Source organism: Pseudomonas sp. PF05 (assembly GCF_056521845.1).
The window spans coordinates 1-24993 of the sequence record NZ_JBWLPW010000029.1 but is presented as its reverse complement, the minus strand read 5'-3'; the positions used below and the strand labels follow the sequence as shown (position 1 = coordinate 24993).

The following is a 24993-nucleotide window of genomic DNA, read 5'->3' as shown; positions in this document are numbered from 1 at the left end:
GCTGGCATGGCTGCATGGGCTGGAAGGCCCGGATGCAATTGCGTAAGGCAGGTGCTGCCCAGGAAGTTCAGGGTGCGCGATTGTACGCAAGGCGCAACAGCCTTGCAAGTAGCCGTCCATCGCGCCTTGACAGGCCTGGGTGGGGGTCCTAGCATGCCGCGCAACCCTTCTGGAGCACCTGTCGCTGATGCAACCCCAAGCTTTCTACCGCGCGGTGGCGGACGATTTTAGCGCCGTCGACGGCATCATCAAGAAGCAGCTGACTTCCCGAGTGCCGCTGGTATCGAAAATCGGCGACTACATCACATCGGCCGGCGGTAAACGCCTGCGGCCTTTATTGGTGCTGTTGTGCGGCAAGGCCCTGGGTCGCGAAGGCGACGACATGCGCCTGCTGGCCGCGACCATCGAATTCCTGCACACCGCGACCCTGCTGCACGACGACGTGGTCGACATGTCCGGCATGCGGCGTGGCCGCTCGACCGCCAACGCCATGTGGGGCAATGCCCCGAGCGTGCTGGTGGGCGACTTCCTGTATTCGCGCTCGTTCGAAATGATGGTCGAGCTGGGCTCGATGCCGGTGATGAAAATCCTGTCCCAGGCCACGCGCATCATCGCCGAAGGCGAAGTGCTGCAGTTGTCCAAGGTGCGCGATGCCAGCACCACCGAAGAAACCTACATGGAAGTCATCCGCGGCAAGACCGCGATGCTCTTCGAAGCCTCGACCCACAGCGCCGCAGCCCTGGCCGGTGCCAGCGCCGAGCAGAGCCAAGCGCTGCGCACCTTCGGCGATCACCTGGGCGTGGCCTTCCAGTTGGTGGACGATCTGCTCGACTACAAGGGCGATGCCGAGACCCTGGGCAAGAACGTCGGTGACGACCTGGCCGAAGGCAAGCCGACCCTGCCGCTGATCTACACGATGCGCGAGGGCACGCCTGAACAGGCGGCACTGGTCCGCCAGGCGATCCAGAAAGGCGGGATCGAAGACCTGGAAAGCATCCGTGTCGCGGTCGAAGCGTCTGGCTCGCTGGACTACACCGCGAAACTGGCCCGGGACTACGTCGCCCGCGCGATCAAATGCCTCGACGCCCTGCCGGCCAGCGAATACCGCGATGCGCTGGTGGAACTGAGCGAGTTTGCGGTCGCCCGTACCCACTGACACACAGGGCTTTTGTGGGAGCAAGGCTTGCCCGCGATGACGACGATGCGGTCGTTCAGAAACCGAGTCGCCTGTATCGCGGGCAAGCCTTGCCCCCACAAATCCTCTCGCCACAGGATATCCAAACGCAGCACCGTCCCTCTTTCGCAACAAAACCCTATATAATGTGCGCCCTTTTGTCCTCCTGATACCCAAGGAACCTTAGTGAGCACGTTGCCTCCCTGCCCGAAATGCAATTCCGAATACACCTACGAAGACGGTACTCAACTGGTCTGCCCGGAGTGTGCCCACGAATGGTCCGCCAGCGGCGAAGCTGAAACAGTGTCCGACGATACCGTGAAGAAAGATTCGGTCGGCAACGTCCTGCAGGACGGCGATACCATCACCGTGATCAAGGACCTCAAGGTCAAGGGCACGTCGCTGGTGGTCAAGGTCGGCACCAAGGTCAAGAACATCCGCCTGTGCGATGGCGACCACGACATCGACTGCAAGATCGACGGCATTGGCCCGATGAAACTCAAATCCGAGTTCGTCAGAAAAGTCTGATCTTGCTGTATTCCATCCCACGCCCCGCGTGTGGGATGGAGCTTTTCCCCCTCCGCTTCGACCCCATTTCTCGGGGCGCCAGCCAACTGCCAGCCGCCCTGAGCCGACAGCACCCATCGTCAGAAAAACAGTCGCAACGCCAATAGAGACTTGCTATTTAGCGAATAAGAATTATTCTCATCAGACCCCATCAAGGAGATGAGAACCATGACTTATTTGATCGATGCCTGGCTGGACCGCCCACATCCCTACCTCAGGATCCTGCATCGGGAAACCGGGGAAGTTTGTGCAGTGCTTGAAGAAGAGGCCTTGAACGAGCTGCAGGACCAAGGAGACCTGGACCTCAACAGTCTCAACTCCAGCGAGCCGTTGGTGCTCAAGGAACTGGTGCGCAATCTGTTCCTGTTCTGCTACGCCCGGGCGTTGCGCCCGACGGGTGATTTCAGCGGCAGGTTCCACGGATGAGCACAAAGAACCTGTGGGAGCGAGCTTGCTCGCGATGGCGGTCGGTCAGTCGACATTTTCGTTACTGACACACCGCCATCGCGAGCAAGCTCGCTCCCACAGTTTTTATCCGGCGGTAAAACCGGACAGGGTCTTACAGTACGTCCAACAGCTCGACGTCAAACACCAGCACGCTGTGCGGTGGAATGCTGCCAACGCCTTGAGCGCCGTAAGCCAGTTCGCTCGGCACGTACAGGCGCCATTTGCTACCGGCATTCATCAGTTGCAGTGCTTCGGTCCAGCCTGGGATCACGCCGCCTACCGGGAATTCGGCTGGCTGGCCACGATCGTAGGAGCTGTCGAACACAGTGCCGTCGATCAGGGTGCCGTGGTAATGGGTGCGCACCTGGTCTTCACGGGTCGGCTTGGCGCCTTCACCCTGGGTCAGCACTTCGAATTGCAGGCCGGAAGCCAGGGTGGTGATGCCTTCACGCTTGGCGTTTTCGGCCAGGAACGCACGGCCTTCGCCTGCGGCGGCTTCAGCCTTGGCAGCGGCTTCGGCCTGCATGATTTCACGAATGACCTTGAAGCTGGCGGACATCTCGTCCTGGCCCACGCGGCTTGGCTTGCCGGCGAACGCGTCGGTCAGGCCGGCCAGGATCGCATCCAGGCTCACGCCCGGTGGCGGGTTGTCGCGCAGTTGGTCGCCCAACTGACGGCCAATGCCGTAGCTGACGCGGGTTTCGTCGGTGGACAGGTTAACTTCGGACATGATGCTGCTCCGCTGTGCGGACGGCTCGAGAATTGCCGTGCGTGACACAGCGCCTCCCGGAGCGCCCGGAACCAAAAGGGCGAGCAGACTAGCACAGATGCCACGGCGGGTGACGAGCCCCCCGCGTCAAAGCAACCCGCCAGAAACGACAACGCCCGCCTGCAATTTGACAGACGGGCGTTGCGCCAGCGCGGTGAACGGACCTCAGTGCTTGGTCAGTTTGTCCAGGTAGCCCATGGCAAATGCCGAAACCACGAAAGTCATGTGGATGATCACGTACCACATCAGGTGTTCGGGATCGACGTTTTTGGCGTCCATGAAAATGCGCAGCAGGTGGATGGAGGAAATGGCCACGATCGAGGCGGCGACTTTCATCTTCAGCGATGAAGAGTCCATGGTGCCCAGCCAGTTGAGCTTTTCCTTGTCGTCGGCGATGTCCAGTTGCGAGACGAAGTTCTCATAGCCGGAAATCATCACCATCACCAGCAGGCCACCCACCAGCGCCATGTCGATCAGCGACAGCAGCACCAGGATCAGGTCGGACTCGGCCATGGAAAACACGTTGGGAATGACGTGAAAGACTTCCTGGAAGAATTTCAGCGCCAGGGCCAGCAAGCCCAGGGACAGCCCGAAGTAGATCGGCGCCAGCAGCCAGCGGGAGGCGTACATTGCATTTTCGATAAAGCGTTCCATTGAATCTCACACCAGGGCTGAAAAATCGCGGCGAGTATATCAGCCACGACCGGCCCCACAAACGCCGGGCCCCTCCCTGGTCCCAGCTCTTGTGTCAAAATTTTACTGCTGGTAGTCGTGCCGTGATGGCCTTCAATGCAGCGGACGAAATTCGAAACCGCCGACGTTGCGACAACGGCCTCCGTTGATTTCACGCAGTTGGGCTTGCATGTGCAGGGACCAGATCTGCGGGTCGTCGGCCAGCTCATAACCGTGCAGTGTCAGGCTTTGCACAATGGTATCGAGGATGGATTCAGCGGCAGTCGGGCCGGGGAATGGCCCTTGGGCCTTGATGGCCGAAGGTTGTTCACCGGCCATTCCGGCGGCGAAGAGCAAGGTCCACATACCGGTATCTCCCGCCAGGGGGCGGATGGCGCATTCGATACGGGTGACAAGGCCCAGGCATTGACGAGTGAGGCAAAGGTTGCGCGACATGGCGGCGCCCCTCGGTAGATCCGGTATTCAGCCCCCGCGAGGAGGCTGTTTCGATCCGATGATGACTCTCGTTATCCTTGAGCTGAGGATAGAAGAAAAGTTCCGATCGCAAGGACTTTCGAGACCGGAATACGCCGAGCGGTCACAGTGTGAATATTGACGCCAAAGTGGTGGCGTTTTTTCGTGATAACCCACAAAACATTGATTGCGAGAGCAAGCCTATGGGAGCAAAGCTTGCTCGCGATGGGGTTGTCACATGCAACACTTCTGTTGACAGGACAAACGCTATCGCGAGCAAGCTTTGCTCCCACAGGGGGGTCTTGCGGCGGTCAGGAAAACATCAAGCCGGCTTGGCCTCCGCCAGAGCCTGCTGTGCCAGTTCCTTTTCCGCTTCCTTGATGTCGTCCTCGCTGATCATCTCCGCGATCACCCGCAGCCGTTCCACCACGCGGGCATTGACGCTGCCCTCCGGGAATTCGCCGTTTTCATCCGGCTCGCCGGCAGGCTCGCCCACCAGCAGGCTCAGGGCTTCGTCGGCCTGGCGCACCGCATAAACGTGGAACTGCCCGGCGCGCACGGCGGCCAGTACCTTCTCGTCGAGCATCAGGGTCGCGACGTTGGCCTGGGGAATGATCGCCCCCTGCTCACCGGTCAGCCCGCGGGCTTCGCAGAGGCGGAAGAAACCTTCGATCTTCTCGTTGACCCCGCCCACCGCCTGCACTTCGCCGAACTGATTGATCGAACCGGTGATGGCGAAGCACTGTTTCAACGGTGTCTTCGACAGGGCCGAAATCAACGTACACGCCTCGCCCAGGGACGCACTGTCGCCGTCCACGTAACCGTAGGACTGCTCCAGGGCGATGCTGGCCGAGATCGCCAGCGGGAATTCCTGGGCATAACGGCTACCCAGGTAACCGGTCAGGATCATCACGCCCTTGGAGTGGATCGGTTGGCCGAGGTTGACCTCCCGCTCGATGTCGACAATGCCGCTGCCGCCCGGGTACACCGTGGCAGAAATCCGCGCCGGCACGCCAAATGCTGAGTCGCCGACCTCGAGCACCGTCAGCCCGTTGCATTTGCCCACCGCCGCGCCGGCGGTGTCGATCAGGATGATCCCCGCCAGCATGTCGTCGAGGATTCGCGCCGAGACACGCCCGGTACGGGTGGCCTTGGCCTTGAGGGCGCGTTCGATATGACCGGCGTCGGTCATCTCGTCACCGGCCAGCTGGCGAATGAAATCCGCCTCGCTGACCAGTTGGAACAGATCCCCGATACGCGCCGACAAGCGTCCCTGGTGTTCGGCCAGGCGCGCACTGTAGGTCGCCAGGCGCGCCACCGCATCGGCAGTCAGCGGCGCCATGCCCTCTTCCGAAGTGCGGGTCTTGAGCAACTGGGCGAACTGCTCCAGGCTCTCGTCGCCCATCGGGATGTCTTCGTCGAAGTCCACCAGCACGCGAAACATTTCCTGGAAGTCCGGATCCAGGTCCTGCAAGGCGTAGTAGAGCTGGCGGGCACCGATGATCACAACCTTGACCTGCAGCGCAATGTGCTGCGGCGTCAGGGTCACGGTGGCCACGCGCCCCAGTTCACCGAGCGGCGATTCCATTTTCAGCTTGCGCGATTGCAGGGCACGCTTGAGCGCATCCCACACGAACGGCTCGCCGAGCATTTTTTCCGCTTCGAGAATCAGGAAACCGCCGTTGGCCCGGTGCAAGGCGCCCGGACGCAACTGCCGGTAAGTGGTGTAGAGCGCGCCTTGGTCGGTGCTGTATTCGATCCGACCGAACAGGTTGTCGTAGGTCGGGTGCGGCTCGAACACTACCGGCGCGCCGCCGCTGAACGGATGCCCGACCACCAGGCTCGGGGCGTACTGTTCCTCCAGCAGTTTGCGGGCGATGGCGTCGGTCTTGCTGTCCTCCACCAATTGCTCGACCACGGTCTTGAGCAGGTAGACCTGCATGGCCTGCAGGTAGCCGCAGACCGCAGCGTTCTCTGCGTACTTCTCCGACAGCGGTGCCAACAACGGTTGCAGGGCCAGGGTGATGGTTTCTTCGTTGAGATGGCGCAACTGGTTGCTGGACTCGCGCTTCCATTGCGGCAGGCTGGCGAGCTCTTCGTTCAAGCGCTCTTCCAGGCCCGAGATGTCCTCATGGAAACGCTCGCGCTCGGCTTCCGGTAACTGGGCGAATTCCGCCTCATCCAGGGCCTTGCCTTCGCTCATCGGCGTGAAGGCGATGTTGCTGCTGTCACGGTACAGCGCAACATCCTTCTCCAGCGCCAGGCGCTCGATCACGTCCAAGGCGCGGTCATAGCGCTGGTTGAAGGCGCGGTCGATGGCGCTTTTCTTCTGCTGGTAGGACGGGTGCTCGAACACTGCCGGGAAGGTCGCCAGCAGGTTGTCGATCAGGCCGTTGATGTCGGCGATGAAAGCACCGGCCGTACCTGACGGCAGTTCCAGGGCCCGGGGTTCGCGGGGCTCGTCGAAATTGTTGACATAGACCCAGTCCGCCGGGGTCTGCAGGCGCTTGCCTTCGGCCTTGAGGTAGCGTTTGACGAACGAAAACCGGCCAGTGCCGGGCTCGCCCATGACGAATACGTTGTAACCGGGGCGCGGCATGGCCACGCCGAACTGCAAGGCTTCGACCGCACGTTCCTGGCCAAGCACACCGCGGAAGGGCTCCAGATCATTGGTGGTAGAGAAGCTGAACTGTTCAGCGGAAAACGGACGGGTCAGCGCTTCGGGCGCTAGACGCAAGCTGGCAGCAACAGGATCAGGCATCGGGCTTCCTTACATCAGGCGGGGCAGATAGCGGCATTCTGGCGCCGCCTGCACCTGACTGGCAAGGAGCGCCTCCGCCCAAAGCATAGTCAACGGGAAAACCTTGGACGGGTCCCAGTAGGCAGGTGATCCTCCGTAATGTTTTTGCAAAATGTCACGGAACCCCAGGATCGTGCCTAAACTCCAAATTGCGCGGCTGGAACAATAACCGGCCCACTGGCTGCTATAGGGGCCAGACCCTGTCCATTGGTATGCACATAAAGAGAACATAGCTATGAAACGGATTCTTCTCGGTACTCTCTTCACCGCTGTATCCATCAACGCCATGGCTCAGGCGCCGGGCGGCCCGGATTGCGGCTGGGGCAACATGCTGTTCGAAGGTCAGCGTGGCACTCCGGCACACTTCCTGGCATCCACCACCAACGGCACTTCCGGTAACGCTACCTTCGGCATGACATCCGGCACCAACGGTTGCTCGACCAACGCGGCACTGACCTACGGTGGCAAGTCCTGGCTGGCCATGAATGGCATGATGAACGAGCTGTCCGAAGACATGGCCAAGGGTCAGGGCGAAGCGCTGACCACCTACGCCGTAGTACTGGGCGTGGCGCCGGAAGACCGCGCACATTTCTCTGCCGTCACCCACGAGCACTTCCAGCAGATCTTCAGCAAGGCTGACGTGACCGCCGAAGACGTGCATACCAACACCCTGGCCGTGCTGAAAAGCGATCCTCGCCTGGCCAAGTACGCCACTCAAGCTTAAGCTCGGCATCACTCGCTCCTTTCGGGGAGCGGGTTTTTCTTTTTGGGGCCCCTGCGGTCTTTATTTTTTCGACTTTCCAAGTAGCCGACTATGCTCAAACGCCTTGCCTGGCTGGCGCTCTGTGTGTGCGCCCCGCTGTCCGCCGCGCCTCATGTCGACCCTCAACGTTTGCAGCAACTGGCCAATGACCGCTTCTGGATTTCCCTGGGCCACTACGAAACCGCCAAGCTCGGCGGCTGGCGCAGCTATATCAGCGACAAGAAATTCTTCCTCGCGCCCGATGGCAACGAACATCCCGACCGTGAACTGACCGCCACGCTAGAGGCCCTGTACGGTCCGACCAGCGCCGGCCAGCAACATGCTCAATGCGTGTACCCGGCGCGAACCCGCTGGCTCAAGGCGCAGTTCAACCTGACAGACCTGCCGGCGGTCAATTGCAGCGACTTTACCCAGTGGTTCAAGGACGTCTCGCCTCACAGCGCGGTGATGATCTTCCCCGCCGCGTACCTGAACAGCCCGTCCTCGATGTTCGGCCACACCCTGCTGCGCATCGACCAGGCCGATGTGCAAAGAGACAAGACCGCCCTGCTCAGTTATGCGATCAATTTCGGCGCCTACATCGAAGGCTCCGACAACAGCATCCTCTATGCCTGGAAAGGCCTGATGGGCGGTTATCCCGGCCTGTTCGCCCTGGTGCCGTACCAGGAAAAACTCTCCGAGTACCGTAGCCTGGAGAACCGCGACCTGTGGGAATATCGCCTGAACCTGAGCCAGGCGGAAACCGAGCGCATGGTCGAGCACGTCTGGGAACTCAAGCAGATTCAGTTCGACTATTTCTTCTTCGACGAAAACTGCTCCTATCGTCTGCTCGAACTGCTGCAAGTGGCTCGTCCCAGCCTGCGCCTGACCGAACAATTCCCGCTGACGGCCATTCCCACCGACACCGTCAAGGCAGTAAAAGAGTCCGGCCTGGTAGAAAGCATCCAATATCGACCGTCCCGTGAACGGGAACTGCTCAGCCGCGCCGAACCGCTCAGCGATGATGAACAGCAATGGGTACTCAAAGTCAGCGCCGACCAGCAGCAACTGCAAACCCCCGGCTTCAAGGCGCTGCCGCGCGAACGCCAGGCGCTGATCATCGATGCGGCCTATCGCCTGGAGCGCTATCGCGCCAACGGCCAGGAGCGCGATCCACAACGCGCCCAACGCAGTTTCGAACTGTTGCGGGCGATCAATCAGAATCCCGCGCCGGAACTCGAGATCCCGCAACCGGGCCTGCCCGAGGACGGTCACCAATCGCGTACCTGGCAGGCCGGCCTCGGCACGCGGGGCGACCGGGCGTTCGGCGAGTATGGCTTGCGCATGGCCTATCACGATCTCAACGACAACGCCGAGAGCTTCCCCTTGGGCGCACAGATCGAAATCCTGCAATTGAAACTGCGCCAGTACGAAGGCAATGACTGGCAGCTGCAGCAACTGGACCTGGCGACCATTCGCTCCCTGACCCCACGCAACGAGCTGCTGCAACCGCTGTCCTGGCAGGTCACCGGCGGCCTGGAGCGGGTGCCGGGCAAACACGACGATGAAACCTTGGTCAGCCACGTCAACGGCGGCGCCGGAGGCACCTGGGCACTGGGCGAAGAGGTGCTGGGCTTTGCCCTCGGCACGGTGCGGGTCGAGCACAACAACGACTTCGCCCAATTCATCGCCCCGGCCGCCGGTTTCAACAGTGGTGTGCTGTGGAAAAACCCGTTGGGCAACCTGAGCCTGGAAGCCAAGGGCGATTATTTCGTCAACGGCGAAGTGCGCCGCAGCCTGAGCTTGAATCAACAATGGGAATTATCCCGCAACCTCGGCCTGCGCCTGAGTGCCCAGCGGGAATTCAGCCAATTGGCCTCGCCGCAGAACGAGGTGATGCTCGAGGTGAAGTGGTACCACTATTGAATCTGAGCGAGAGAAGGGGAAAACGAAGCACAACCTCAAGTCGAATCAGGCGTGAGTCCGGGCTCACATTTCGAAGTCAGCCAAAATCAAGTAGATTGGCTTGAATAAACCTTTAATCGGAATTGAATGCTGCGATGCTTGATTATCTGCACATGAAAAACGTGGGGCCCGCTCCTGAGCTCGAAGTTAACTGGGCGCCACGAATCAATCTGATCACGGGTGACAATGGACTGGGAAAAAGTTTTTTGCTGGACCTGGCCTGGTGGGCGCTGACGCGCACCTGGGCCAATACGCCAGCGCTTCCTGTAAACCCCGGCAAGTCCTCAATCGAATATGTTGTAAAAGGTAAATCCGGCGTCGCTCAGCCTGTCGTATCGACCTATAAACGCGAAGACAGCTCCTGGCCCTTGAAGCAAAGCCGTCCCACCATGCCCGGCATCGTGGTTTACGTACGCATCGACGGCGGCTTTTCCGTCTGGGATCCGGCCCGCAATTACTGGCGCTCCGATAAGGATCGCCCCGCCGCATATCACTTCTCTGCCGACGCCGTATGGGATGGCCTTGATGTCAACGGGCAAAGAGTCTGTGAAGGCTTGGAGCGCGACTGGGTCAATTGGCAAAACGGCCGCAAACCCCAATTCAAAGCGTTGGAAAACGCCTTGCGCGACCTTTCCCCCGCCACTGAACCGCTATGCGTCGGGGCGCCCAGACGCGTATACCTGGGCGAGGGTCGAGAACGACCGACACTCACCATCGGCAATCAGAACGTGCCTGTCACGCTGGCCTCGGCAGGCGTAAGACGAATACTGGGGCTGGCTTATTTTCTTGTGTGGGCCTGGTATGAACACCAGGCAGCTGCTGCGCTGCTCGACAAAAAACCCGAACGCCGGTTTGTCATCCTGTTCGACGAACCCGAGACTCATTTACATCCAAGGTGGCAACGCACGTTGATGCCCAGCCTGTTGCAAGCTATCAAGACCTTGCGTGGGAACCACGGTGCCGCGCCTCCCCAACTCCTGATTGCTACGCACTCGCCGCTCGTCGCCGCCTCCCTTGAGCCAGTGTTCGATGAAGAACAGGACGATCAGATTCAATTGTCGATCCAGGACCATAAGGTCACGCTGACACAAGGACACTGGGCGGCCCAGGGTGATGCCAGCAGTTGGTTGGTATCTGACACGTTCGGACTGGAACAGGCGCGCTCGCTGGAGGCAGAAAAAGCCATCGAGGCCGCCGAAGCGTTCATGCGTGGCGAGAAACAACTACCTGAAGGACTCAAGACCCGTGCATCCATCCACAGGTCCCTACAAAAACTGCTTCCTGCCCACGATGAATTCTGGCCACGCTGGCTGATCGAGAGCGGCCTCCTGACGCTCAATGGCGAGGGCAATCAATGATCCCGGTGACCAGGCCAAAGGAACCCGCCGACTTTGATAAAAATGTCAGAACACCGGGAACACAATGGCTCAAGGATAATCCGGGCGCTCCTCGTCCTTCACCGCTCTGGAACAAATGCTCGCAAGCGCTGGCCGATCATTACGCCAACCTATGTGCCTATGCGGCCATGCTTGACCCTACCGGCGGAACGGTTGACCACTACCTCAGCTACAAGAACTTCCCAGGCCTGACCTATGAATGGAGCAATTACCGCTTCGCCTCTGGCACTTTGAACTCCAGCAAGAAAACAGCTGATGACACGGTGCTCGACCCTTATGACGTGGGCCCAGGCTGGTTCGAAATCATTTTGCCGTCGCTTCAGATGCGCACCACAGAAGCGATACCTGCGGCTTATCGTGAAAAAGCCGAGTACACACTCAAGCGACTTAAATTGCGTGACGGTGAGCGCGTCATTCGCTGGCGCCAGAGTTGGTACAACATGTACAAACAAAAAAAGCTGACCCTTGAAGGGCTCCGTGAAGTTGCGCCGTTGATTGCAGATGCCGTTGAAAAAGCAGCCCTCTGAAGGCAGGCTCATTTGCCTGCAACCGCAGATTTTTTTGATCATTCTTTCACCACTCGTCAACAACTTCGCCTCTAGACTCTCCTTGTAAGGCCGCCAATGCGGCAGGGAGACAGGCATGTGGCGCGCGGTAACGATGTTGAGTGTGATGTTGTTGGTCAGCGGCTGTGAAACCACCCACCAAGACCTGATCGCCCGGGGTTATCCACCGGCGTTTGCCGATGGCTACGACGATGGTTGCAGCAGCGGCCGGCAAGCGGCCGGAGTGATCACCGGCCAGTTCAGAAAAGACGTGCCGCGTTACCTCAAGGATCCGCGCTATGCCGAAGGCTGGAGCGATGGTTTCCGCCAGTGCCAGGCCATGCGCGAGAACGAAGAGCGTAATGCCTATCGCGAGCGTCACTGGGATGAGCGTGAGCGGGCCTGGCAACAGCAAAAAGACCGCGACGCCGCCCGGGCTTACCGCTTGCAATAGGTCGCGTACAGGCATTCATCGAAACCAAAAGCCTGCGAGCATGGCCCAAGCTCCAATAGAGGAGAACACCATGAGTCGCGCTTTCGTCAACGAAGATAACGCCGCCGCCCAAGCCGATCAGCCGGTCGAACGCCAGGTCAGTGCACAGCCCAATTACGTGACCCCCTCGGGGTTTACCCAGTTGCAGGCCCGCGTCGCCCAATTGCAGGCGCTACATGGTCAGCACGTGGCCAAAGACGATCAATCAGACAAACAACGCATCGCCGACATTGAACGCGACCTGCGCTATTTCAACCAGCGTGTACAAAGCGCGCAGGTCGTTGTGCCGACGTCAACAGATCAAGTGCGGATCGGACATTGGGTGACCTTTGTCGATGAGCATGACCACCAACAGCGGGTGCAACTGGTAGGTGAAGACCAGGCTGATGCGGCCAGTGGATTGATCAACTGGGGCTCGCCGCTGGGACGAGCGTTGCTGGGGGCGAAGGTTGGCGATGAGGTGACATGGGAGCGACCGTTGGGGAATCTCGCTATCGAGGTCGTTGCGATAGATCTCCAGTGATACTGCCGGTCCGTTTAAACATGCCTAAAGCCTCTAACAAGGCCCGATATTACCCGGTACTCGGGTAGCCCCATCAATTAAGCCTTACAAACTGTGGGAGCGAGCAAGCTCGCTCCCACCATGGATTTACATCCATAAAAAAACGGAGCCTTCGAAGGCTCCGTTTTTTTATGCGACCGACCGAATCAGGCCAATTTCTTGTGCCGTACGCGATGCGGCTGGGCAGCCGCTTCGCCGAGGCGTTTCTTGCGATCGGCTTCGTACTCGGTGTAGTTGCCTTCGAAGAACACCGCTTGCGAGTCGTCTTCGTACGCCAGGATGTGGGTCGCCACGCGGTCGAGGAACCACCGATCGTGGGAGATCACAATGGCGGCGCCCGGGAAGTCCAGCAAGGCTTCTTCCAGGGAACGCAGGGTTTCGACGTCGAGGTCGTTGGACGGTTCGTCGAGCAGCAGGACGTTGCCGCCCTCCTTCAAGGTCAACGCCAGGTGCAAGCGACCGCGCTCACCACCGGACAAGTCCTTGACGAACTTCTGCTGGTCGCCGCCCTTGAAGTTGAAGCGGCCCACATACGTGCGCGACGGGATTTCATAGTTGCCGATGCGGATCTGGTCGGAACCGTCGGAGATCTGCTGGAACACGGTCTTGCTGCCTTCCAGGTCTTCGCGGCTCTGGTCGACGCAGGCCAGTTGCACGGTCTCACCGATTTCGATGCTGCCCGAATCCGGCGTTTCCTTGCCCATCAGCATGCGGAACAGCGTGGATTTACCCGCGCCGTTACCCCCGATCACACCGACAATGGCGCCTTTGGGCATGGAGAACGACAGGTTGTCGATCAGCACGCGGTCGCCATAACCCTTGGTGACGTTCTTGAACTCGATGACCTTGTCACCCAGGCGCGGACCGGCCGGGATGTAGATCTCGTTGGTTTCGCTGCGCTTCTGGAATTCCTGGGATTGCATTTCCTCGAAGCGTTGCAGGCGAGCCTTGGATTTGGACTGGCGGGCCTTGGCGCCTTTGCGCACCCATTCCAGTTCTTCCTTCATGGCTTTTTCATGGGCCGACTGCTGCTTGGATTCCTGGGCCAGACGATCAGACTTGGCTTCCAGCCAGCCCGAATAGTTGCCCTCGTACGGAATCCCTGCGCCGCGGTCGAGTTCCAGGATCCAGCCGGCGACGTTGTCCAGGAAGTAACGGTCGTGCGTGATCGCAACCACGGTGCCTGGGAAGTCGTGCAGGAAGTGTTCGAGCCAGGCGACGGAATCGGCGTCCAGGTGGTTGGTCGGTTCGTCGAGCAGCAGCATGTCCGGGGCCGACAGCAGCAGGCGGCACAGGGCCACGCGACGCTTCTCACCACCGGACAGGTGTTCGACCTTCGCGTCCCAGGCCGGCAGGCGCAGCGCATCGGCGGCGACTTCCAGCTGGCGGTCCAGGTTGTGGCCGTCGCTGGCCTGCAGGATCGCTTCGAGCTTGGCCTGTTCGGCGGCCAGCTTGTCGAAGTCGGCATCCGGATCGGCGTAGGCGGCATAGACTTCATCGAGGCGCGCCTGGGCGTCCTTGATCACGCTGACCGCTTCCTCGACCACTTCACGGACGGTCTTGCTCGGGTCCAGCTGCGGCTCCTGGGGCAGGTAGCCGATGTTCAGGTCCGGCATCGGGCGGGCTTCGCCGTCGAATTCGTTATCGACGCCGGCCATGATTTTCAGCAGCGTGGATTTACCCGAACCGTTGAGGCCCAGTACGCCGATCTTGGCGCCGGGGAAGAAGGACAGTGAAATGTTTTTCAGGATTTCCCGCTTCGGCGGAACAACTTTGCTCAGCCGATGCATGGTGAAGACGTATTGAGCCATGGTGAACCTAGCGTCAGTGACAGGTGAAAAGAACGAGCCAAGCCATGCGCTGCGCCGGCACTTGACGGTCATCAATGCCTGCGCGCGGATAGAGCCTGGGAATCTGGAGCTGGAACGCTCTTGTTTGACCGGCAAAGCTACCTCAACCGTCGGTCAAGGTCCAGCCACCAAGGGCTGGCACTTTGCCACAAGTCAAGGCATGCTAGCCGCCCTCCGGGCGTCCGGCTTATAGTGCACGTCGCGCCAGTCCAGCAAACCGCAGGATTACAGCTTGTCCAACGTCACTCAGCCCCTGTCCCCTCGAGCACCCGCTGTCGTGCCCGGCTCGCCCCTGCGCGGGACATTGAAGAGCGCACTGGCCACGCTGGTGTTGCTGTTGCTCGGTTTGCTGTTCTGGCAATTGCTTGACCAACTGCGCGAAACCCAACAGCAACAACGCCAATACACCATCGACTACACCGCCGATCTCGCCGCGCAGGTCAGCCTGAACATGGCCCTGAACGCGCAAATCGCCCTCAACCTGCTACCGATCGTCGAACAGCCGCAAACGGCCGACGAACAGCGGGCCCTGGTTCGCAAACTCCAACAATCGCTCCCCGAAGTGCGCAGCCTGGCCCTGCTGAGCCCCTCCGGCCGAGTGCTCAGTGACAGCGACGCCGACAGCCACGACGCCGATTACCTGGGTGAACTGGTGCGGCGCAGCCGGGCCCAGGCCCATTATTTCAGCAATGCCGAAGACGGCTCGGTGGTGCATCTATTGTTGCACCAGGCCAGCGGTAGCAGCCGTGGCTACTGGGCCCTGCGCCTGACCCCGAGCTTTTTCTCCACCCTGACCAAGCAGGCCGATATGGGGCTGCGCCCACTGTGGCTGGTGGAAAACCGTCTCAACCAGCAGATCATCAGCCGCGACGAAAACCTGCCCTCGAGCAGCCCTACCCATTTGTCTCCCGATGACCTGGAGAACACCGTACTGACCGTGCCCCTGAGCAGCAGCGACTGGCAACTGCGGGGGCTGTTCGACCGTCGCCAGGTGATCGAGCAACTGCTGCCGGCCTTCATCGGCAAATGCCTGCTGGGCCTGGCGTTTTCGTTGTTGCCGGTGATTGCGCTCTTGAACATGCGCCGGCGCCAGCGGCAGTTGCACGAAGGTCGACGGCGCTACCAGGATATTTTCGAAGGCACCGGCGTGGCCCTGTGCGTGCTCGACCTGTCGGGGCTCAAGGCCTTTTTTGAGCAGGCCGCCCTGCACAATGGCGATCAATTGCGCGCCTGGATGAAAACCGCTCACCAACTCGAGCAATTGCGCCAGGAAGTTCACGTCACCGAAGTCAACCAGATGGCGTTGAAGCTGCTCAACGTCGACTCCTGCGACCAGGCCTGGCAACTGTTGGTCGGCAAGGGTACACAGGACAACAACCCCATTGGCTCGAAGCTGCTCGAAGCGTTGCTCGACCCGCACAAGCAGCTGGAGCTGGAAATCAAGCTCCAGGACGCCCATGGCCGCGACCAGCACCTGTGGCTGGTGCTGCGTCTGCCGGAAAAACAGGATGACTATAACGCAGTCATCCTGAGTATCAGCGACATCACCAGTCGCAAGCTGATCGAACTCTCGCTGCTCGAACGCGAGGGTTTCTGGTCCGACGTGGTGCGCACCGTGCCGGATCATCTCTATGTGCAGGACGTCATCAGCCAGCGGATGATCTTCAGCAACCATCACCTGGGCCAGACGCTGGGGTACGACCGCACCGAACTGCACCAGATGGGTGAGTACTTCTGGGAAATCCTGCTGCACAGCGAAGACGCCGATCACTACCACCAACTGCGCCAGGAACAACGGCGAGGCGGATACACGCAACTGTTGCAATGCCAGCTGCGCTTTCGCCATCGCAATGGCAAGTGGCGCTGCTTCGACATCCGCGAACAGGCGCTGGCCCGGGACCGGCACAATCAGGTGACACGGATCATCGGCGTGGCCAAGGACGTCACCGAGCAGATCGAGGCCAGCGAATCGCTGCGTGACAGCGAGCAACGCTACCGGATGCTCGCCGAAAGCATCAGCGACGTGATTTTCTCCACCGACAACAAGCTCTCGCTCAACTATGTCAGCCCGTCGGTGCAAGCGGTGCTGGGCTACACCGCCGACTGGATCTTCCAGAACGGCTGGCAATCGATCATCGCCAACCCGCAACAACTGACCGGCATCTACAGCCTGATGGACCGGGTCAGCAAGGCCCTCGACAAGCCCGAACAGCTGGCCGAGCTGCGCAGCCAGATGCAGACCCAGTTGTTCCTGTTCGACTGCCTGCGGGCCGACGGGCGCAAGATCCCCATCGAGCTGCGGCTGGTGCTGGTGTGGGATGAACGCGGCGCGTTCGAAGGCGTGCTCGGCGTCGGTCGCGACATCAGCCAGCAGCGTCGCGCCGAAAAAGACCTGCGCATGGCCGCCACGGTCTTCGAGCACTCGACCTCGGCGATCCTGATCACCGACCCGGCCGGCTACATTGTCCAGGCCAACGAAGCCTTCAGTCGCGTCAGCGGTTATGCCGTGTCGCAAGTGCTGGACCAGTTGCCCAACATGCTGACCGTGGACGATCAGCAGGAAGCCCACTTGCGCTACGTGCTCAAGCAGTTGCAACAGCACAGCACCTGGGAAGGCGAAGTCTGGCTCAAGCGCCGCAATGGCGAACACTACCCGGCCTGGGTCGGCATCACGGCCGTGCTGGATGACGAAGGCGACCTGGCCAGCTATGTATGCTTCTTCAGCGACATCAGCGAACGCAAGGCCAGCGAGCAACGCATTCATCGCCTGGCCTATTACGACGCCCTGACTCACCTGCCCAACCGCACGCTCTTCCAGGATCGCCTGCACACCGCGCTGCAATCGGCCGAGCGGCAGAAGACCTGGGTCGTGCTGATGTTCCTCGACCTGGACCGCTTCAAGCCGATCAACGACTCCCTGGGCCATGCCGCCGGCGACCGGATGCTCAAGGAAATGGCCACGCGCCTGCTCGGTTGCGTCGCCGATGACGACACCGTGGCACGCATGGGCGGCGACGAATTCACCCTGCTGCTGCAACCGCGCGCCAGCCGCGAAATGGCGCTGAACCGGGCCATTGCCGTGGCCGAGCAGATCCTCGCCAGCCTGGTCCGGCCATTCGTGCTCGAAGGCCGGGAGTTCTTCGTCACCGCCAGTATCGGTATCGCCCTGAGCCCCCAGGATGGCAACGAACTGAGCCAATTGATGAAGAACGCCGACACGGCCATGTATCACGCCAAGGAGCGTGGCAAGAACAACTTCCAGTTCTATCAGGCCGACATGAACGCCAGCGCCCTGGAGCGCCTGGAACTGGAAAGCGACCTGCGCCATGCCCTGGAACAGAACGAATTCGTGCTGTACTACCAGCCGCAGTTCAGCGGCGATGGCAAGCGTTTGACCGGTGCCGAGGCCCTGCTGCGCTGGCGCCATCCGCGACGCGGGTTGGTGCCGCCAGGAGACTTCATTCCGGTACTCGAAGAACTTGGGTTGGTGGTGGACGTCGGCGATTGGGTCATCGCCGAAGCCTGTCGGCAGCTCAGGACCTGGCACCAGGCCAAGGTCCGGGTGCCGAAGGTCTCGGTCAACATTTCGGCCCGGCAGTTCTCAGACGGCCAGTTGGGCACGCGCATCGCCAATATCCTGCGCAGCACCGGCCTGCCTCCGGCCTGCCTGGAGCTGGAACTGACGGAAAGTATCCTGATGCGCGAAGTCAGCGAGGCGATGCAGATCCTGGCCGGGCTGAAAAACCTGGGCCTGAGCATCGCCGTCGATGACTTCGGCACCGGCTATTCATCGCTCAACTACCTCAAGCAATTCCCCATCGACGTGCTCAAGATCGACCGCACCTTCGTCGACGGCCTGCCGTCCGGCGAGCAGGACGCGCAGATCGCCCGGGCGATCATCGCCATGGCCCACAGCCTCAACCTGGCGGTCATCGCCGAGGGTGTCGAGACCCACGAGCAACTGGACTTCTTGCGCGAACATGGCTGCGACGAAGTCCAGGGCTACCTGTTCGGCCGACCGATGCCGGCCACCCGATTTGAAGCGCAGTTCAGCAATGATGCGTTGTTCATGCTCGACTGAGGCCTTGTACTCTCTGGGCCAGCCTCTCGCGGGCAAGCCTTGCTCCCACGGCGGAACGCAGGCTTTTGTGGGAGCAAGGCTTGCCCGCGATGAGGCCAGTACAGGCAACGCCCCTCTTGCTTGAATCCCATTCGTCCGCGACATGACGCCCTTTCATATGCCTTCCAAAACCGGTTGGGGTAGAATGCCCCCCTTTTCTGCCCCCGATCCTTGAGGACCGCCATGTTCAGCCGTGATTTGACTATTGCCAAGTACGACGCCGATCTCTTTGCCGCCATGGAGCAAGAAGCTCAGCGCCAGGAAGAGCACATTGAGCTGATCGCTTCGGAAAACTACACCAGCCCCGCGGTGATGGAAGCTCAAGGCTCGGTACTGACCAACAAGTACGCCGAAGGCTACCCAGGCAAGCGTTACTACGGTGGTTGCGAGTACGTCGACGTAGTCGAGCAACTGGCCATCGACCGCGCCAAGCAACTGTTCGGTGCCGACTATGCCAACGTCCAGCCGCACGCAGGCTCCCAAGCCAACGCCGCCGTGTACCTGGCGCTGCTGTCGGCCGGTGACACCATCCTGGGCATGAGCCTGGCCCACGGCGGTCACCTGACCCACGGCGCCAGCGTTTCCTCCTCCGGCAAGCTGTACAACGCCATCCAGTACGGCATCGACGGCAACGGCCTGATCGACTACGACGAAGTCGAGCGCCTGGCCCTCGAGCACAAGCCGAAAATGATCGTGGCCGGTTTCTCTGCCTACTCCCAAGTCCTCGACTTCCCGCGTTTCCGCGAGATCGCCGACAAGGTCGGTGCCTACCTGTTCGTCGACATGGCCCACGTTGCCGGCCTGGTCGCCGCTGGCGTCTACCCGAACCCGGTGCCATTCGCCGACGTGGTCACCACCACCACCCACAAGACCCTGCGCGGTCCACGTGGCGGCCTGATCCTGGCTCGCGCCAATGCCGACATCGAGAAGAAACTGAACTCCGCCGTCTTCCCGGGCGCCCAGGGTGGCCCGCTGGAGCACGTGATCGCAGCCAAGGCGATCTGCTTCAAGGAAGCCCTGCAACCTGAGTTCAAGGCTTACCAGCAACAAGTGGTGAAGAATGCCAAGGCCATGGCCGGCGTATTCATCGAGCGCGGTTTCGACGTGGTGTCCGGCGGTACTGAAAACCACCTGTTCCTGCTCTCGCTGATCAAGCAGGAGATCTCCGGCAAAGACGCCGACGCGGCCCTGGGCAAGGCGTTCATCACCGTCAACAAGAACTCGGTGCCAAACGACCCACGCTCTCCGTTCGTCACCTCGGGCCTGCGCTTCGGCACCCCGGCCGTGACCACTCGCGGTTTCAAGGAAGCCGAGTGCAAGGAACTGGCTGGCTGGATCTGCGACATCCTGGCGGACCTGAACAACGAAGCGGTCATCGACGCCGTGCGTGAGAAGGTCAAGGCTATCTGCAAGAAGCTGCCGGTCTACGGCGCTTAACTAGCCCGCTCGAGCGCAGTTGAAAAAGGTCCGCATCGAAAGATGCGGGCCTTTTTTTTGCCTTGCAAAACTGGGCCAAACAACCAACACCATCCGACACTTAATTTCCTGCAATACAGAAAACTCCACACGCAATTAACAAACTCCTACGATCCCTTTTGCCCCAACCTAACTTAATCAATAAAAACAGGACTCAATATTCACATGGACAGTGAACAATCCTTTAATGCAACGCTCAGCATGTTCAACACCCGCGTGAATCTACTGGAAAGGCTGCATGGCAAACCCGCGATGGCGACCATCAGTTCATTCAGCGGTGGATTCTTTACCGGCAAACCCCAAACCCTCGACCACTCAAGCCTGCTCGGGATGCGCGCCGAAGACCAGGCTGTGCAAGGCGAGCCCTTGCGGCTGCACTTGCGGTATACCGCGGGCGGCTACCTCCTGACCCTGAAAAACACCGGTGAACACTACAACAAGCTGATCAGTAAAAGCTGGCTCGACGTGTTTGGCGCACGTGATCCAGACACTCGCAACCCGACTCTTTTCAGTCTGATCGATCATCAGCACAACATCATCACGCGAAAGAACATCAAATCCCGCCATATCCCCATCTCGCTCATGACAGGCAATAAGAAACATGTCGGGGGCTTAAGGGTGCGCGGCTCGCCTTATCTTTATCTTGCCGAGACAGACCAACAGTCAAAAGCCATGTTCATTCTGAGCATCCGTTGAGAAAAGTACGCGTCGCTCTCTTTTACACTTAACAACCAGATTGTGGCGAGGGAACCGGGCTGCCCTGTAGGAGCTGCCGAAGGCTGCGATCTTTTGATCTTGATCTTTCGCTCGCGACTCAATTGTCCGGGACAAGATCGCAGCCTCGTTGCACTCGACAGCTCCTACGCAGCGGCATCTGCGGCAACTTTTTTCAAGCCGAGAAAAGGCTCAAGGACAAGGCTCGCGCCGCAACTGGTAAGACCGGTAAAGCCAAATCATCACAATCGAGCTTGCATCCCCGCAAAAACAGCGCCTAGACTGCGCCTGCACTGGACAAACCGGTAAGACCACAATAATGAAGTCCCGACGCCAGCCCCTCCTCTGGCGAACAAGGACACCGAACCAGGAATCCCTCCCATGCTCAAATGGTGCTCGCGGTCGATCTTCCTTCAAGTTGTCCTCGGACTGGTGCTCGGCATCGTCTGCGGGCTTACCCTTCCCGAATACTCTGCACAGCTCAAACCCCTCGGCGACGGCTTTATCAAGCTGATCAAAATGCTCATCGGCCTGATCGTGTTCTGCGTGGTGGTCAGCGGCATCTCCGGCGCCGGTGATCTCAAGAAGGTCGGGCGCATCGGCCTCAAGTCGGTCATCTACTTCGAAATACTCACCTCCATCGCCCTGGTCATCGGCCTGGTCCTTGCTTTCAGCACAGGCATTGGCAGCGGCGCGAACATCCACCTGGAGCAGCTCTCCAGCGCGGACGTGAACGATATCGCCCAGCGCGGCCAGCACATGGTCACCACCACTCAGTTCCTGATGAACCTGATCCCGACCTCAGTGATCGGAGCGTTCGCGGAAAACAACATCCTGCAGGTGCTGTTGTTTTCAGTGCTGTTTGGCAGTGCGTTGAATCTCGTGGGTGACGCCGCTTCCGGCATTTCACGCCTGATCAACGAACTCAGCCACGTGATCTTCCGCATCATGGGTATGATCGTGCGCCTGGCCCCGATTGGCGTCTTCGGGGCCATTGCCTTCACCACCAGCAAATATGGCCTGGACTCGCTACAGCACCTGGGCAGCCTCGTCGGCCTGTTCTACCTGACCTGCATCGCTTTTGTCGCGGTGGTCCTGGGCGTGGTAATGCGTGTGTCGGGCCTGCCGATGCTGCCGTTCCTCAAATACTTGCGTGAAGAGTTGCTGATCGTACTCGGCACCGCGTCGTCCGACGCCGTGCTGCCCCAGATCATGCGCAAGCTCGAACACCTGGGGATCGGCAGCTCCACCGTGGGCCTGGTCATTCCAACCGGCTACTCGTTCAACCTGGATGGTTTCTCGATTTACCTGACCCTGGCCATTGTTTTCATCGCCAACGCAACCGGTACGCCCTTGGCCATGAGCGATCTGTTGACCATCCTGCTGGTCTCGCTGATCACCTCCAAGGGTGCCCATGGGATTCCCGGCTCGGCGCTGGTGATCCTGGCGGCCACGCTGACCGCGATCCCGGCGATCCCGGTGGTCGGCCTGGTGCTGGTGTTGGCCGTGGATTGGTTCATGGGCATCGGTCGAGCCCTGACCAACCTGATTGGCAACTGCGTGGCCACCGTGGCGATTGCCCGCTGGGAAAAAGACATCGATGTCCCTCGGGCGCGCAAGGTGCTGTCCGGCCAACAAGGCTATACCTTCCAACCCAGGAAACCGGTGGGCAGTGCCCATCACCAGCAATTCTGAAAGACGGCGATGCCGGCCCGCGAGCCGGCATCGCCTGATTGATTACCAAGGAGTCACATGTGATCAGCTCATCGACCGTCGTCAATTCCGTGGTGGAGAAACTCCGCGCCGCCCTCGCCCGGGGCCAGTGGCGCTCGGGCGACATGCTGCCCGGCCAGCGTGAGCTGGCCGAGCAACTGGGCATCAGCCGCCCCAGCCTGCGTGAAGCGGTGATTGTGCTGGAGACCCTGGGCCTGGTGCGCTCGATGCCCGGCAAAGGTGTCGTGGTGCTGGAGGCCAATCTCAACGATGGCGCCAGTGACAGCGGCGCCATGGCCGGCGCGAGCCTGGAGGACCTGCTGCAACTGCGCTACACCCTGGAGCCCTTCATCGTTGGCCTGGTGGCCCAGTCCATCAGCAGCAAGGAGGTCGGCCAGTTGCGCCTGACCCTCATGGACATGCGCGAAGCCCTGGAAGCCAACGACAGCGACGCCTGCGCCAACGCCTACATCGCCTTCCATGAAGAATTGTTTGCCCTGACGTCCAACCCGATCTTCCAGAACGTGGTCCAGCAGACCAGCAACGCCCTCAAGCAAAGCGCCGATGTGTTGCGCAATTCGCCCGAGCACCTGGCAGAACGCCTGGAAGAAAACGAAGCCGTGGTACGTGCCATTCGTGGCAAGAACAGCGCCCAGGCCAGCGCGCAAATGCGCCGGCACATTCTCCGGGAAGGCCAGCGCATGGGCATCGAATTGAACATTCCGGACGACAACCTCGGCACCTGAGCCATTGCCTGTGGAGACCGCCATGAACAACCTCATGCCCCATCAACCAAAGCACAACCGCAACGTGCAGGCCACCCTGCCCCTGCCCGGCCGAGTCGGCAAACCGTCGGTGGAGGATATCTACCCGCGGATCTTCGACGCTATTCTCGAACAGCGCATTGCCCCGGCCAGCCGCTTCACCGAGGAAAGCCTGGGGGACGTGTTCGGCGTCAGCCGCAGCGTCATTCGCCGCGTCCTGGCGCGCCTGTCCCACCAGCAAGTGGTGATCCTGCGGCCCAACCACAGGCCACAAGTCGCCGCGCCGGACCTGGAGCAGACCCGGCAGATCCTCCACGCTCGCCGCTTGGCCGAGCGAACCCTGGTGCGCCTGGCCTGCAACGCGCCACAGCCCAAGGATTTGCAACAGCTGCGCGATCTGGTGGAGCGCGAGCGCCAGTGCCTGGATCGCGGTGAGCGTGGCCCGGCGATACGCCTGTCCGGCGAGTTTCACCTGCAACTGGCCGTCATGGCCGGCAATGCGCCACTGATGCAATTTCTCGGCAGCCTGGTGCCGTTGACCTCGTTGGCCCTGGCCAGACATGAGATCAGGTCCCGCCGGCATTGCGCGTGGCAGGAACACCTGGCGATCATCGACGCCGTGGAAGGCCGCAACGTCAACGAAGCGGTGCGGCTGATGGACGAGCACCTGGACCATCTGGAGCAAAAACTGCTGCTGGCCGCAGGCACGGGTTCGTCACAGTAGAGCGGCTTCGAAGCCGGCGCGGATCTTTTCTTCCGGCAGTTCGTCGGCGATGAACACGATCACGCTTTCCCGGGCTTCGTCTGGCGCCCATTCGGTGTCCCAATCGAAACCGTACAACTTGAGCACACCCTGGAACACCAACCGACGCGGTTCGCCGGCGATGTTCAGCACGCCTTTGTAGCGCAGCAATTGCTTGCCGTGTTCTTCCAGCAACTGGTTCATGAACTCGCTGAGCTTGTCGATATCCAGCGCCTTGTCGGTACGCAGCACCAGGCTGCTGATGCGATCACCTGGGCTGGCCTTGCCGACCGGTCGCAGGCTGAGCCCGGCGCCCAGGTCCGCATTGAGGTTGAAGCCGCGGATGTCGAGCAGCTCGGCCAGGTCGATCTTGCCGTGCTCGACCACCCGGATCGGCGCCCGCCGGTTGATGCGCGTCAGGCGCTCGCCCAGGGCCTGGACCTGGGTCGCGTCCACCAGGTCGGTCTTGCTCAGGAGCAGGCGGTCGGCAAACCCGACCTGGGCCTGGGCGATGGCCTGGGTCAGGTGGACATCGGCATGGGCAGCGTCCACCAGCGTGAGAATGCCGTCGAGGATATAGCGCTCGCGCAGGTCCTCGTCGATGAAGAACGTCTGGGCCACCGGAGCCGGGTCGGCCAGGCCGGTGCATTCGATCACCAGGCGATCGAAGGCAATCTCGCCGCTGTCCAGCCGCTCGAGCAACAGATACAGGGCCTTGGTCAGGTCGGTGTGGATGGTGCAGCACACACAACCGTTGGCCAGGGTCATGACTTGCACCGGCTCGTCGCCCAGCAATTGGGTGTCGATGCCGGCATCGCTGAATTCGTTCTCGATCACGGCGATTTTCAGGCCGTGCTCGGCTTTGAGCAGATGGCGCAACAGCGTGGTCTTGCCGGCGCCGAGAAAGCCGCTGAGGATGGTGACCGGGATGGGAGAGGACAAACTGAATCTCCTTGATACCTGAAAGGGAAGCGGTTTTGTAGGTATGAAAACCCTGAGACTACCCG

Annotated in this window: 21 protein-coding genes; 15 read left to right on the top strand and 6 right to left on the bottom strand. The window is 60.6% G+C overall.

The window, feature by feature from the left end; translation table 11 throughout:
- Window positions 1–187: 187 nt before the first annotated feature.
- The 3 genes from AC09SL_RS28225 (at window position 188) to AC09SL_RS28215 (ending at window position 2167) form a co-directional block, all read left to right on the top strand.
- Window positions 188–1156: a polyprenyl synthetase family protein gene (locus tag AC09SL_RS28225; protein ID WP_058544074.1), complete on the top strand. Its 969-nt coding sequence runs from the start codon at window positions 188–190 to the stop codon at window positions 1154–1156.
- Between the two features lie 204 nt (window positions 1157–1360).
- Entirely contained in the window at window positions 1361–1702 is a 342-nt protein-coding gene (locus AC09SL_RS28220; protein ID WP_003205741.1) for a zinc ribbon domain-containing protein YjdM, read from the top strand.
- Window positions 1703–1909: 207 nt separating this feature from the next.
- The gene (locus tag AC09SL_RS28215; RefSeq protein WP_003205743.1) at window positions 1910–2167 is read left to right on the top strand and encodes a PA4570 family protein; all 258 of its coding nucleotides are present in this window, start codon (window positions 1910–1912) and stop codon (window positions 2165–2167) included.
- Window positions 2168–2300: 133 nt separating this feature from the next.
- Here AC09SL_RS28215 and AC09SL_RS28210 read toward each other — a convergent pair whose 3' ends face one another.
- The 4 genes from AC09SL_RS28210 to AC09SL_RS28195 form a co-directional block, all read right to left on the bottom strand.
- Window positions 2301–2918: a BamJ family beta-barrel-assembly machinery protein gene (locus AC09SL_RS28210; protein ID WP_003205746.1), complete on the bottom strand. Its 618-nt coding sequence runs from the start codon at window positions 2916–2918 to the stop codon at window positions 2301–2303.
- A 204-nt stretch (window positions 2919–3122) separates the two neighbouring features.
- Window positions 3123–3611, bottom strand: coding sequence for a TIGR00645 family protein (locus AC09SL_RS28205; RefSeq protein ID WP_014340287.1), 489 nt, complete (start codon window positions 3609–3611; stop codon window positions 3123–3125).
- Between the two features lie 132 nt (window positions 3612–3743).
- A complete protein-coding gene (locus AC09SL_RS28200; RefSeq protein WP_013694243.1) occupies window positions 3744–4085 on the bottom strand; it encodes a PA4575 family protein in 342 nt (113 codons plus the stop codon).
- A 340-nt stretch (window positions 4086–4425) separates the two neighbouring features.
- Window positions 4426–6864: a Lon protease family protein gene (locus AC09SL_RS28195; RefSeq protein ID WP_058544073.1), complete on the bottom strand. Its 2439-nt coding sequence runs from the start codon at window positions 6862–6864 to the stop codon at window positions 4426–4428.
- Window positions 6865–7138: 274 nt separating this feature from the next.
- Here AC09SL_RS28195 and AC09SL_RS28190 point away from each other — a divergent pair, with 274 nt between their 5' ends.
- The 6 genes from AC09SL_RS28190 to AC09SL_RS28165 all read left to right on the top strand — a co-directional run bounded on the left by AC09SL_RS28190 (window position 7139) and on the right by AC09SL_RS28165 (window position 12568).
- A complete protein-coding gene (locus AC09SL_RS28190; RefSeq protein ID WP_003185616.1) occupies window positions 7139–7627 on the top strand; it encodes a DUF3015 domain-containing protein in 489 nt (162 codons plus the stop codon).
- Between the two features lie 90 nt (window positions 7628–7717).
- Window positions 7718–9571, top strand: a complete 1854-nt coding sequence (locus AC09SL_RS28185; protein ID WP_058544072.1) for an Lnb N-terminal periplasmic domain-containing protein — start codon at window positions 7718–7720, stop codon at window positions 9569–9571.
- A gap of 134 nt (window positions 9572–9705) precedes the next feature.
- Window positions 9706–10968, top strand: coding sequence for an AAA family ATPase (locus tag AC09SL_RS28180; RefSeq protein WP_058544071.1), 1263 nt, complete (start codon window positions 9706–9708; stop codon window positions 10966–10968).
- Window positions 10965–11534, top strand: a complete 570-nt coding sequence (locus AC09SL_RS28175; protein WP_039014169.1) for a hypothetical protein — start codon at window positions 10965–10967, stop codon at window positions 11532–11534. The genes AC09SL_RS28180 and AC09SL_RS28175 overlap by 4 nt, the downstream gene beginning before the upstream one ends.
- Window positions 11535–11649: 115 nt before the next feature.
- On the top strand, window positions 11650–12006 hold the full coding sequence (locus AC09SL_RS28170; protein ID WP_058544070.1) for a hypothetical protein: 357 nt from the start codon (window positions 11650–11652) through the stop codon (window positions 12004–12006).
- A gap of 70 nt (window positions 12007–12076) precedes the next feature.
- Window positions 12077–12568 (top strand): GreA/GreB family elongation factor, encoded by a 492-nt coding sequence (locus tag AC09SL_RS28165; protein WP_058544069.1) that lies wholly within the window; start codon window positions 12077–12079, stop codon window positions 12566–12568.
- A 185-nt stretch (window positions 12569–12753) separates the two neighbouring features.
- On the opposite strand, the gene ettA is transcribed toward AC09SL_RS28165, so the two are convergent.
- Window positions 12754–14418, bottom strand: a complete 1665-nt coding sequence (gene ettA / locus AC09SL_RS28160) for an energy-dependent translational throttle protein EttA (protein WP_058544068.1) — start codon at window positions 14416–14418, stop codon at window positions 12754–12756.
- 271 nt (window positions 14419–14689) lie between these two features.
- Here ettA and AC09SL_RS28155 point away from each other — a divergent pair, with 271 nt between their 5' ends.
- From AC09SL_RS28155 to AC09SL_RS28130, 6 genes are all read left to right on the top strand, one after another.
- Window positions 14690–18538, top strand: coding sequence for a sensor domain-containing protein (locus AC09SL_RS28155; protein ID WP_058544067.1), 3849 nt, complete (start codon window positions 14690–14692; stop codon window positions 18536–18538).
- Window positions 18539–18760: 222 nt separating this feature from the next.
- On the top strand, window positions 18761–20014 hold the full coding sequence (glyA, locus tag AC09SL_RS28150; RefSeq protein ID WP_058544066.1) for a serine hydroxymethyltransferase: 1254 nt from the start codon (window positions 18761–18763) through the stop codon (window positions 20012–20014).
- A 204-nt stretch (window positions 20015–20218) separates the two neighbouring features.
- Window positions 20219–20749 carry a hypothetical protein gene (locus AC09SL_RS28145; protein ID WP_058544065.1) on the top strand — a complete coding sequence of 177 codons (531 nt, stop codon included), beginning with the start codon at window positions 20219–20221 and terminating at the stop codon, window positions 20747–20749.
- Window positions 20750–21148: 399 nt separating this feature from the next.
- A complete protein-coding gene (locus AC09SL_RS28140; RefSeq protein ID WP_058544064.1) occupies window positions 21149–22462 on the top strand; it encodes a C4-dicarboxylate transporter DctA in 1314 nt (437 codons plus the stop codon).
- A 59-nt stretch (window positions 22463–22521) separates the two neighbouring features.
- Window positions 22522–23226, top strand: a complete 705-nt coding sequence (locus AC09SL_RS28135; RefSeq protein WP_058544063.1) for a FadR/GntR family transcriptional regulator — start codon at window positions 22522–22524, stop codon at window positions 23224–23226.
- Between the two features lie 22 nt (window positions 23227–23248).
- Window positions 23249–23968: a GntR family transcriptional regulator gene (locus AC09SL_RS28130; RefSeq protein WP_081264539.1), complete on the top strand. Its 720-nt coding sequence runs from the start codon at window positions 23249–23251 to the stop codon at window positions 23966–23968.
- Here AC09SL_RS28130 and yjiA read toward each other — a convergent pair.
- Window positions 23960–24928, bottom strand: coding sequence for a GTPase (gene yjiA, locus AC09SL_RS28125; RefSeq protein ID WP_058544062.1), 969 nt, complete (start codon window positions 24926–24928; stop codon window positions 23960–23962). The genes AC09SL_RS28130 and yjiA overlap by 9 nt on opposite strands.
- Between the last annotated feature and the right edge of the window lie 65 nt (window positions 24929–24993).

Excerpts from the sequence above, each read along its gene's own strand:
- AC09SL_RS28225 (WP_058544074.1), top strand. The coding sequence starts at position 188 with ATGCAACCCCAAGCTTTCTACCGCGCGGTGGCGGACGATTTTAGCGCC.
- AC09SL_RS28215 (WP_003205743.1), top strand. The coding sequence starts at position 1,910 with ATGACTTATTTGATCGATGCCTGGCTGGACCGCCCACATCCCTACCTC.
- AC09SL_RS28210 (WP_003205746.1), bottom strand. The coding sequence starts at position 2,918 with ATGTCCGAAGTTAACCTGTCCACCGACGAAACCCGCGTCAGCTACGGC.
- AC09SL_RS28205 (WP_014340287.1), bottom strand. The coding sequence starts at position 3,611 with ATGGAACGCTTTATCGAAAATGCAATGTACGCCTCCCGCTGGCTGCTG.
- AC09SL_RS28200 (WP_013694243.1), bottom strand. The coding sequence starts at position 4,085 with ATGTCGCGCAACCTTTGCCTCACTCGTCAATGCCTGGGCCTTGTCACC.
- AC09SL_RS28195 (WP_058544073.1), bottom strand. The coding sequence starts at position 6,864 with ATGCCTGATCCTGTTGCTGCCAGCTTGCGTCTAGCGCCCGAAGCGCTG.
- AC09SL_RS28190 (WP_003185616.1), top strand. The coding sequence starts at position 7,139 with ATGAAACGGATTCTTCTCGGTACTCTCTTCACCGCTGTATCCATCAAC.
- AC09SL_RS28185 (WP_058544072.1), top strand. The coding sequence starts at position 7,718 with ATGCTCAAACGCCTTGCCTGGCTGGCGCTCTGTGTGTGCGCCCCGCTG.
- AC09SL_RS28180 (WP_058544071.1), top strand. The coding sequence starts at position 9,706 with ATGCTTGATTATCTGCACATGAAAAACGTGGGGCCCGCTCCTGAGCTC.
- AC09SL_RS28175 (WP_039014169.1), top strand. The coding sequence starts at position 10,965 with ATGATCCCGGTGACCAGGCCAAAGGAACCCGCCGACTTTGATAAAAAT.
- AC09SL_RS28170 (WP_058544070.1), top strand. The coding sequence starts at position 11,650 with ATGTGGCGCGCGGTAACGATGTTGAGTGTGATGTTGTTGGTCAGCGGC.
- AC09SL_RS28165 (WP_058544069.1), top strand. The coding sequence starts at position 12,077 with ATGAGTCGCGCTTTCGTCAACGAAGATAACGCCGCCGCCCAAGCCGAT.
- ettA (WP_058544068.1), bottom strand. The coding sequence starts at position 14,418 with ATGGCTCAATACGTCTTCACCATGCATCGGCTGAGCAAAGTTGTTCCG.
- glyA (WP_058544066.1), top strand. The coding sequence starts at position 18,761 with ATGTTCAGCCGTGATTTGACTATTGCCAAGTACGACGCCGATCTCTTT.
- AC09SL_RS28145 (WP_058544065.1), top strand. The coding sequence starts at position 20,219 with ATGGACAGTGAACAATCCTTTAATGCAACGCTCAGCATGTTCAACACC.
- AC09SL_RS28140 (WP_058544064.1), top strand. The coding sequence starts at position 21,149 with ATGCTCAAATGGTGCTCGCGGTCGATCTTCCTTCAAGTTGTCCTCGGA.
- AC09SL_RS28130 (WP_081264539.1), top strand. The coding sequence starts at position 23,249 with ATGAACAACCTCATGCCCCATCAACCAAAGCACAACCGCAACGTGCAG.